Origin of the sequence: Thalassospira sp. UBA1131 (assembly GCF_002311515.1) — a bacterium.
Lineage (GTDB): Bacteria > Pseudomonadota > Alphaproteobacteria > Rhodospirillales > Thalassospiraceae > Thalassospira.
In genome coordinates this window covers 51,776-61,007 of the sequence record NZ_DCAO01000021.1, presented here as the reverse complement: position 1 = coordinate 61,007, position 9,232 = coordinate 51,776, and the positions used below count along the sequence as shown (strand labels likewise).

Genomic DNA, 9,232 nt, shown 5'->3' with positions numbered 1-9,232 from the left:
CCCCCGAGGCCACCAACCGATCAACGGCAATGACGCGGTCTTCCTGACCAATCATTCAAAAACGGGGCGGATACAACACAGTATCCGCCCCGTTTTTTTTTTGCGTCGAACCCTCGACAAAATCCGAAAACACCGCAAGAACGTGAAAGCCAAGTGACGCTGACTGTGGCCTATTGGCGGCTATCGGATATGCCCCATATATCCGCAAATTCCCTGATTGGTCCCCGCGCGCTGCCAACCTGCGTTACCAGTTCTGCGTCACCCGTTCCCCTTCGTGCCACCGCCCCTCGCGCACGTGCTGTTTTGAAAGCCCCGATGATGACAGCCCTTTTATTCGTGATCGTCACCGCCTGCTGGGGATTTACCTGGTATGCGATCAAACTTCAGATCGGACCGATCCCGGTCGAAATTTCAATCTTTTATCGCTTTGCGCTGGCCGCGGTCGTTTTGTGCGGCTTCCTGTTCCTATCGCGCAAATGGCGCCCTGTGCCATGGCAAGCACATCCGTGGATCGTGCTTTTGGGCTGCGGGCTGTTTGGCATCAACTTTATCCTGATGTATTCGGCAACCGGATATATCGCCAGCGGCATTGTCGCGGTGATCTTCACCACCTCGACCATTTTCAACGCGCTGGGCAACTGGGCCTTTTACGGCAACCGTCCGGGTTTGCGCTTTGTGTTTGGCGCAGCATTCGGGCTTGCTGGCATCGCCTGTCTGTTTGCCAATCAGATCTATGCCCTGTCGCACAACGCCAATGCCATCACCGGCATGCTGCTTGCGCTTGGCGGTACGGCGGTGTTTAGCTGTGGCAACATGGTGTCGGTCAAACTCAATCGTATGGGCATACCCAACCGCGATGCGGTCGCGCGTGGCATGATCTATGGCACGGTGTTGCTGTTCATCTTTGCCATGTTCCGCGGCCAGACGCCGGTCATGCCGACCGACCCGATCTATATCGGTGGCTTGCTGTATCTCGCCATTCCGGGCTCGGTCGTGGCGTTTATCGCCTATCTCGCACTGGTTAACCGTGTCGGTGCCGGACGTGCAGCCTATGTCACCGTGCTGTTCCCGGTCGTGGCGCTGACGGTCTCGACCTTCCTTGAAGGCTATGTCTGGACCCCGATTGGCGCGACCGGCCTTGCGATGGTGTTGCTTGGCAACATCACGATCTTTGCGCGGCTTCCGAAATTCATATAACGTGGCGACATTTTTGGAAACCAACAAAACGGAGTGCCATGCGCACTCTGTTTTTCTTTCTATCGAGTGTTTTCAAACCCTTGACCATCAAATGACGTCAGGTGCCATTCACTCGTTCAGTAGTCTCCGGCTCCTCATTTTCTGCATGATCAAGCTTGTCGAGCACGATGCACGCGACCAAATCTCCGCAAACATTGACGACCGTCCGGCTCATATCCAAAAGGCGATCAACGCCCATGATCAGCGCGATACCTGATGCCGGAACACCAACGGACACGAGAATGGTCGACAGGATCACGATACCAACACCCGGCGTTGCCGGGGACCCAATCGATGCACCAACCGACGTCAGGACAATAAGGATCAGACCGGCTGCGCCGATCTCAACACCGAAAACCTGAGCGATGAAGATCGCCGCAACCCCTTGATAAAGCGCTGTGCCGTTCATGTTGATGGTTGCGCCAAGCGGAATGACAAACTGACTGATGTGTTTTCGCACCCCCAAGGGGCCTTCTGCCGTCTTGATCGACAACGGCATCACGGCAGCAGAACTTGATGTCGAGAAGGCAAGCAACATGACATCCTTTGCTGCGCCAAAGAACACCTTGGGCGACACGCCCGCGTAAACCCGACCGACAACAAGCAACACACCGAGCATCAACAAAAGACCGAGAAGCACAGTGCCGACATAAACAAGCACGCCCAACAATGCTTGCGGCCCCGTTTCCGCGGTTAATCGCGCCATCAGGCCGAACACGGCAAGCGGCGCAAGCCACATGGCCCACTTCACGATCGTCAGACAGACTTCTTGCAAGCTTGCCAGCAAATCAAGCACCGGCCGCGCCTTGTCACGTTGCATAACCACAAGGGCAACGCCGAAAATGCTGGCAAAGATCACCACCTGTAGCATGTTGCTCTCGACCATTGACGACAAGGGGTTGGACGGCAGGAGGGTTAGGACACGATCAGGTAAATCCAGAATGCGCACACCGCCCGCTTCCGGTGCCCCAGTTGACGCGTCAACAACACTGGCAAGGCCAAGATTGGTCGCATCGACATAATCACCGGGACGAATAAGCAGCGCCAACGCAATACCGATGGTCACAGCCACAGCCGTTGTCGCTACGAAGAACAGGATTGCCCGTCCGCCCAACCGGCGCAACTGGTCGATATCATCTGACGAACACAAGCCGCGAATGATAGATGAGAAAACAAGCGGAATGACGATCATTTGAATTAGGGCAAGGAACAGATGCCCGGGAAACGCAAGCCAGTTCCCGACAACCGACGCCGTTTCCCTTGATAGTAACCCGGTGGTCGGCCCCATGATCAGCCCGGTACATACGCCGATTACCATGCCAACCAGCACCTGTAACCACAAGCGACCGCGTACCAGTGACTGTAACGAATAGGCGAAAGGTAATAATGATCGACGACGCGGGTTGTCACTGTGAACTGTCATTTTCCATCCCGTGTTTACCGACCCCGAACCAAAACCACCCTACCTTATTATCCAAACACCGGTCCAGTTGATCGAAATTTCGAAAAATCGCCTGTTAGACCCAATCTTGCATTGAAGTCCGAAAGTGGCGAGCAGCAAAAAACCAATCCGCCTAGTCTTCGTTGGTCACCAACAGATCGACGGAGCCCGCGATGCTGCCCCATGAAAACACCACACGTTTGATATCGCTTGATATGGAACTGTCTTCCCGCCCGAAACATCGCGGCATTGATGGCCCAAGAAACCTCTCTACCGCAGGTGGCTTACAGCCCAAACAACCGCCCACCCAACCAATGGACCGCATCAGCTGGATGATGCTGATCTCGCTATCAGTCCTGTGGGGTGGATCGTTTTTCTTTACCGAGATCGCGCTTGTCGATCTGCCGCCCCTGACGCTTGTGCTATGCCGGGTGTCGATTGCGACCATGGTTCTGTGGTGGGTGGTATTGTTGCGCGATATCGCCATCCCGTGTGATCCGAAATTCTGGGCGGGCGTTGCCGTGATGGGCGGGCTTAACAATCTGATACCCTTTTGCCTGATTGTCTGGAGCCAGACACAAATCACCAGCAGTCTTGCCGCGATCCTGAATGCCACCACCCCGCTTTTCACCCTGCTGATTGCCCATATCGCAACAGACAGCGAAAAGCTCACCTTGCGCAAAACCATCGGTGTCCTGATCGGGTTTGGCGGCGTGATCGTGATTTTCGGCCTTCCGACATCTGCCAACACGATGGGCCTGCTTGCGCCGGGTGCCGTTTTGCTTGCCGCCTTCAGTTATGGCTGCGCCGGCGTATTTGGCAGACGTTTTGCCACCACCCCGCCGATCCTGACCGCAGCCGGCATGACCAGCGCGTCGAGCCTGATGCTCCTGCCCCTTTCGATCCTGATTGATCAGCCCTGGCACCTGCCCGTTCCCACCACCAGCACCATCCTTGCCGTGCTGGGCTTTGCCACACTCAGCACGGCGCTGGCTTATATCCTTTACTTCGCCATCCTCAAACGCGCCGGCGCAAGTAACCTTCTGCTTGTCACCTTCCTGATTCCGGTCAGTGCGATTTTGCTGGGGGTCGGGTTCCTCGGGGAAACGTTGATGATCCAGCACATCATTGGCATGGGCGTGATTGGCATTGGGTTGGCAGTCATTGACGGGCGACTTACCCGGAAACACTAAATATCAGCACGACCAATACTTAGCCATTGACCTAACTTTTCAACGAAACTATAGTTAGCCGCATGGATAAGTATCAAGAACCACTCGACACCATCTTCCATGCGCTCGCCGATCCGACCCGCAGAGCCGTCGTTCAGCGTTTGGTAGAGGGCCCGGCACCGGTTAAGGAGCTGGCCGCGCCATATGACATGGCGTTGCCTTCTTTCATGAAACATATCGGCGTTTTGGAAAGTGCCGGGTTGATTGCTTCTCAAAAGCAGGGCCGCGTGCGCACCTGTACGCTCAATCCCGGTAAATTGGCAGCGGCGGAAAAATGGTTCGAAGAACAGCGTGCCAGCTGGGCAAGCCGCTTTGACAATCTCGACAATCTGCTCACATCTTTGCAGGGAGAAACTGATGAAACCTGATCTGCGTTTTAACTTTATCGCCGACATGCAAAAAAGCATTCTGACCGTCCGGCGCGAGTTTGCCGCCAACCGGCAACTGGTGTGGGATTGCTACACCAAGAGCGAACTTCTTGATCAGTGGTACGCGCCCAAACCACTGACCACTAAAACCAAGTCTTTTGACTTCCGCGAAGGCGGGCATTGGCATTTTGCCATGATCGATCCGAATGGCACCCATTATTGGAGCCGCACAGATTACGAAACCATCACCCCGATTGACGGTTATACCGGCTACGACAGCTTTACCGACGAGACAGGTGTTGTGAATCCCGACCTGCCGCGCTCTCACATCGAAATGACCTTTACCGAGCAGGGGGCGCATACACTCACTGAGACAGTGGTTACCTATAACTCGCCCAAAGACCTGCAAACCGTGATTGATATGGGTATGGAGGAAGGCTTGACCTCGACACTAGAGCGACTGGATGAGTTGCTTTTGAAGCTGACCACGTAAACGCGTAAAAACGTTTTCTACCTTCGGGAGAGCGCAACCTTTCTACGCGTCCTGCTTTTTCTGTTACTGGGCGGAGCGCTCACAAATCGGCTCCGCCCAGCGAAACATTAGAGGCGCCTTTGGGCCGGCATCCGATCAAGATGATTGTTACCGGAGTTGGCTTGCTTGCCATCGACGAGTGGATTTTGTGCCGATTTAACTCCATTCAGACTACGTCCGCGATCAAAGGAAACGCGGGAATTTTCCGGCCTTTCCTTTTAAAATCAACCGCTAAAATATTCGGCAGTCTGCATATCCTCGATCAAGCCGATTTCACGCGGCACCCAACCGAGCGTTTGCTGGGTCCGCCCACTTGAGGCGCAGCAATCAATGGCTGCAAAATGGCTGAACCAGCCGAAATAGTCCTTGGCCTGATCAGTCGTCAGCGACTTGAACGGAACACCAAGCCCGACACTGATGTTATGGGCAATATCGGCAAAGGCAACGCCTTCCTCGGCCACAGCATGATAGGCTGGTTGGTTGGCGTGGTCTTCGATGGCAAGGCGATAGGCACGTGCAGCATCAAAGCGATGCACCGCAGGCCACAGGTTCTCGCCATCCTCGATACAGGCGGCAAATCCCTTTTCGCGCGCCAGATTGATCAGAAGCGGTACAAAGCCATGATCGCCCGCCCCGTGCACTGACGGCGGCAACCGCATAACCGAGACATTCACGCCATCTGCTGCTATTTCGGCTGCTGCCTCTTCTGAGGCCTTACGCGGGATATCTCCGCTGACCGTATCGCTTTCAACCAAAGGCCGATCAGCACGCAGAAGCGCGATACCCGATGTCACAATCATCGGACGATCCGATCCGGCCAGAACCGATCCCATTGCCTTGATCACGCGGCGGTCCTTTTCGCAATTTTCGACATAGCGGGAAAAATCATGATCAAAGGCAGTATGGATCACGGCATCACAGGAGGCCGCCCCGCTTTGAAGTTTGCCCACGTCCTCAAGATCACCGTGAAAGGCGTTCGCCCCGAGTGCGGCAAGCTTTTCGGCCCCCGCTTCAGAACGCGTCAGGCCTAAGACCGAATGCCCGTGATCAATAAGTTCCTGCACCACAGCTGATCCGACAAATCCCGTCGCACCTGTTACAAACACACGCATCGTCACTCCGTCCTTACATCACATCTGGAAAAACTGGAACACATCATGCTCCGGTCCCAAGCACGATATCGCTTGCGATCTGGACGATCTATGCGTATGAGTCCAATATATATTCTCATTCGTCCACAAACAGGCCAACCATGGATCCGCTTTCCGATATCCTCGCCCTGCTCCGCCCGGAAAACTACCTTTCGGCCGGGTTCGATATCGGCGCGCCCTGGGCGATCCAGTTTCCCGATCAGGGGCAAAACATCAAAACCGCCGCAGTGGTAAAAGGGGACTGTTGGATTTCGGTTGAGGGGGTGGCCGACCCGGTGCACCTGCAACCCGGGGATTGCGTCCTGCTGCCACATGGCAAGGCTTTCTTGATGGCAAGCGACCTTGATGTCGCGCCAATGCAAGCTGGCACAACCTTTAAACCTTCCGGATTTGGCACCATCAAAACACTGAATGGCGGCGGGGATTGCGTTGTGGCGAGCAGCCGGTTTGGTCTGCAAGGACCGCAGGCCGACTTGCTGCTGGCGATGTTGCCGCCGCTTGTGGTCATTCGTAATCGCGATGAAAGCGAAGCACTTCGCCATTGCATTGAACGCACCATGACGGAGATGCGCAAAAACGATCCGGGCAGCAAACTGGTATTGCAACATCTGGCCCACATGATGCTGATCCAGGTGTTGCGCATGTACATGAATGACGACGCCAAGGGGGTTGGCTGGTTCTTTGCCCTTGCCGACCCGCAAGTCAGCAAGGCCATATCGGCCATCCATGCCGATCCGGCGCAGAACTGGACTGTGGAAAGCCTTGCAAAATGCTCCGGCATGTCCCGGTCCGCCTTCGCCGCCAAGTTCAAGGAACGCGTTGGCGAAAGCCCGATGGGCTATTTGACCCGTTGGCGGATGATGCTGGCCGGCGAAAGACTGACCTCATCGCGCGAACCGATATCCCAAATCTCGCTCAGTCTGGGATATGAGTCCGAGAGTGCCTTTAGCACAGCGTTTAAGCGCGTGATGGGCTGCCCACCAAGAAGCTATTGCAAGCAAGGCTTGCCCCGGCCAGACGTCAAAATGACTTGAACACCCCAAGCACAAAGCACTGAGACCAAACGAGCCCCGCATCGCAGAATTTTGTTAGTGGGAGAAATATGCGTCACGCCCTAATGACAGGAGCAGCACGGATCGTACAGCGTTCAACATCACTGGCAGTCGCTATTTTCTGGCAGTTGAATGATAAAATACACTTCACCTGAGCGCAAAAAACACCATCTAAACAAATGCCGTAATATTCCGAGCAACCTTTAGCCGACTGCACGATTTCAGGTAAGTTATTGAGATCATTTAATAAGAAAAGGGGCAAAGTTGGATATTCATCAAGAGTTTTTCGGAACAGAAAGCAGCATTGCTCTGATGAAGAGGAGTGCGGCTCTTTGGTCACTGATAAATGACAATCCGAGATTTGCCTATTACGGCCGGACGGTCGCCCTGTCCGATATACAGACCGACACCGCCGACATACTTGCATCTGTCACCTCTTTGCTTGGCGCATCGGTTGCCTATTATTTCCCCAAATTCAAGGCAGATAAACTGTTCGCAGAACTGAAGGCTCGCGGATTTTCGTGCGACCGCCATGAACATTATTGGGGTGGTGAAGCCGCCTACGAGGCCAGCCGTCAAGCCCTTGATAAGTATGACCTGCCAAGCGACCTGTCGATTATAGCACTCGACAAAATGTCGCCGAATGAACTGGTCGCTGATGTTGCTGCACTTTGCCAATCCTGTGACGTCATGCCTGTGCCGGGCGCCATCATGCGGGGTCAAGGCAGGCGCGGCATAAACTTGGTTGCCATTGACGCTTCTGGCGCACCGGTTGCGAGTGCATCTTCATTCGTGATGCATCATGCGTCCGGAGCGCGACCAAACGATGTCTTTTGGGGCATGCTTGCCACGCGTGAGGACAGACGCGGCGAGAAGATCGGCTTGATTCTTGGTGCCAAGGCAATCATTCATATGTGGGAAAAAGAGGCTGCACGAGGTTTCATGACCGGCGTTCGCCTTGATAACCCGTCCTCGCAGGCGCTGTGCACCAAGCTGGGCGTAACGGACTCTGATTGGATCTATGCCTCTTGCATCAACAATGAAGTTCTCGGCCGAGCCAGTGTAACCAAGTAACCCATTTCGGTTGTCGCTGATCCAGGTTCACGCTTAAAAAGGGGACTGTCCCCTTTTTCCCGCAAACTAAATAGCGACTTGGAGCTTACCGTTGAGCAAAGTGAAACGGCAACACTACGTCCCTCAATTTCTACTCAAGAAGTTCTCAAATCAAGATGAGAAAATTCATGTTTTTGAGCGAAACAAAGGTTTTTCTCATATTGCTTCTTCCCAAAATGTTGCGTGTCAACGTTATTACAACGCAGAAACATTAGAATCTGGCGATATAGACACACAGAGCATTGAAAAAAGACTAAGTGAGATTGAAGGTGCAGGCTCCGTCGTCATGGAACTGCTTCTATCTGGCTCCCCCCTAACATCTGAGCAACGTGAGGATTTCGCAATTTTCTTAACCTCTCAGGACTTCCGATCTCCAAGGAAGAGGCAAGATTATGCTGATCTATTACTAGCAATAGCGCACAAGAAATTTCCAAAACATACCATTAGTTCGGTGGAAAATTATATCGAAGAAGTAAAAAAGGCTTCTTCAGAAAGAGGTCAGCTCGACCTAAAAAATATAGCTGAGAGCAAGCTAGAAATAGACGACGACGGAGCCATACTTGTCGATTTTAAAGAGACCGTTAGCACGTTGTCGGCGGCGCAACATTTCGCTCCAATAGTTTCTAAGATGAACTGGGAAATAATCTTTGCACCAGCAGAGTTGCAGTACGTAATTTCAGATTCGCCAGTACAACTTTTTGAAGACCGAGGTACATTGGGAGAGTTCACAGGCCCCGGATATTGGCGACCAGAAAGCTGTATTTCATTTCCTCTAAGTCCGAACGCCTGTTTCTTGGCTTATCACCCAAAAGAAACATCTGGAATTGGTTGGCCACCTAAACTTACGTCTAGAGATGCGAAGGGTTGCGAAGTACGTTTCTTGAATCAACTCCAGTTGGTTGGTTGCTTAAAGCAAGTTTATGCATCATCAAACCAATCTTGGCTCGGTAAGAAATGCGCATTACTTCCAGAGGCAAAGCCACGGTTAAGTTTCTTGCCTGTAGATCAGGAAGGAGAAATCGTATCCGTTAAAACCACGCGCTAGCTAGTAGCCAACGTTCCAATTTCTCGCGAACCAGGGGGCTCAAGCCCTCTCCTGCCGCGTAA

Annotated in this window: 9 protein-coding genes; 7 read left to right on the top strand and 2 right to left on the bottom strand. The window is 53.4% G+C overall.

Annotated features, from left to right (window positions below):
* The first annotated feature begins 315 nt into the window (after positions 1 to 315).
* Positions 316 to 1,197, top strand: a complete 882-nt coding sequence (locus B3Z49_RS03350; protein WP_296988232.1) for a DMT family transporter — start codon at positions 316 to 318, stop codon at positions 1,195 to 1,197.
* 97 nt (positions 1,198 to 1,294) lie between these two features.
* Here the strand turns inward: B3Z49_RS03350 and B3Z49_RS03345 are convergent, their stop codons facing one another.
* On the bottom strand, positions 1,295 to 2,659 hold the full coding sequence (locus B3Z49_RS03345) for a dicarboxylate/amino acid:cation symporter (RefSeq protein WP_296988230.1): 1,365 nt from the start codon (positions 2,657 to 2,659) through the stop codon (positions 1,295 to 1,297).
* Between the two features lie 191 nt (positions 2,660 to 2,850).
* Here B3Z49_RS03345 and B3Z49_RS03340 point away from each other — a divergent pair, with 191 nt between their 5' ends.
* The 3 genes from B3Z49_RS03340 to B3Z49_RS03330 all read left to right on the top strand — a co-directional run bounded on the left by B3Z49_RS03340 (position 2,851) and on the right by B3Z49_RS03330 (position 4,770).
* Positions 2,851 to 3,870 (top strand): DMT family transporter, encoded by a 1,020-nt coding sequence (locus B3Z49_RS03340; RefSeq protein ID WP_296988229.1) that lies wholly within the window; start codon positions 2,851 to 2,853, stop codon positions 3,868 to 3,870.
* Between the two features lie 62 nt (positions 3,871 to 3,932).
* Positions 3,933 to 4,277: an ArsR/SmtB family transcription factor gene (locus B3Z49_RS03335; protein ID WP_296988227.1), complete on the top strand. Its 345-nt coding sequence runs from the start codon at positions 3,933 to 3,935 to the stop codon at positions 4,275 to 4,277.
* Positions 4,267 to 4,770, top strand: coding sequence for an SRPBCC family protein (locus B3Z49_RS03330; protein ID WP_296988225.1), 504 nt, complete (start codon positions 4,267 to 4,269; stop codon positions 4,768 to 4,770). The genes B3Z49_RS03335 and B3Z49_RS03330 overlap by 11 nt, the downstream gene beginning before the upstream one ends.
* A 263-nt stretch (positions 4,771 to 5,033) precedes the next feature.
* Here B3Z49_RS03330 and B3Z49_RS03325 read toward each other — a convergent pair whose 3' ends face one another.
* Positions 5,034 to 5,921, bottom strand: a complete 888-nt coding sequence (locus B3Z49_RS03325; protein ID WP_296988224.1) for an SDR family oxidoreductase — start codon at positions 5,919 to 5,921, stop codon at positions 5,034 to 5,036.
* Positions 5,922 to 6,061: 140 nt separating this feature from the next.
* On the opposite strand from B3Z49_RS03325, the gene B3Z49_RS03320 reads away from it, so the two are divergent.
* The 3 genes from B3Z49_RS03320 (at position 6,062) to B3Z49_RS03310 (ending at position 9,170) form a co-directional block, all read left to right on the top strand.
* The gene (locus B3Z49_RS03320) at positions 6,062 to 6,994 is read left to right on the top strand and encodes an AraC family transcriptional regulator (protein ID WP_296988223.1); all 933 of its coding nucleotides are present in this window, start codon (positions 6,062 to 6,064) and stop codon (positions 6,992 to 6,994) included.
* 282 nt (positions 6,995 to 7,276) lie between these two features.
* On the top strand, positions 7,277 to 8,086 hold the full coding sequence (locus tag B3Z49_RS03315; protein ID WP_296988221.1) for a hypothetical protein: 810 nt from the start codon (positions 7,277 to 7,279) through the stop codon (positions 8,084 to 8,086).
* A gap of 100 nt (positions 8,087 to 8,186) precedes the next feature.
* On the top strand, positions 8,187 to 9,170 hold the full coding sequence (locus B3Z49_RS03310; protein WP_296988235.1) for a DUF4238 domain-containing protein: 984 nt from the start codon (positions 8,187 to 8,189) through the stop codon (positions 9,168 to 9,170).
* The last annotated feature ends 62 nt before the right edge of the window (positions 9,171 to 9,232 follow it).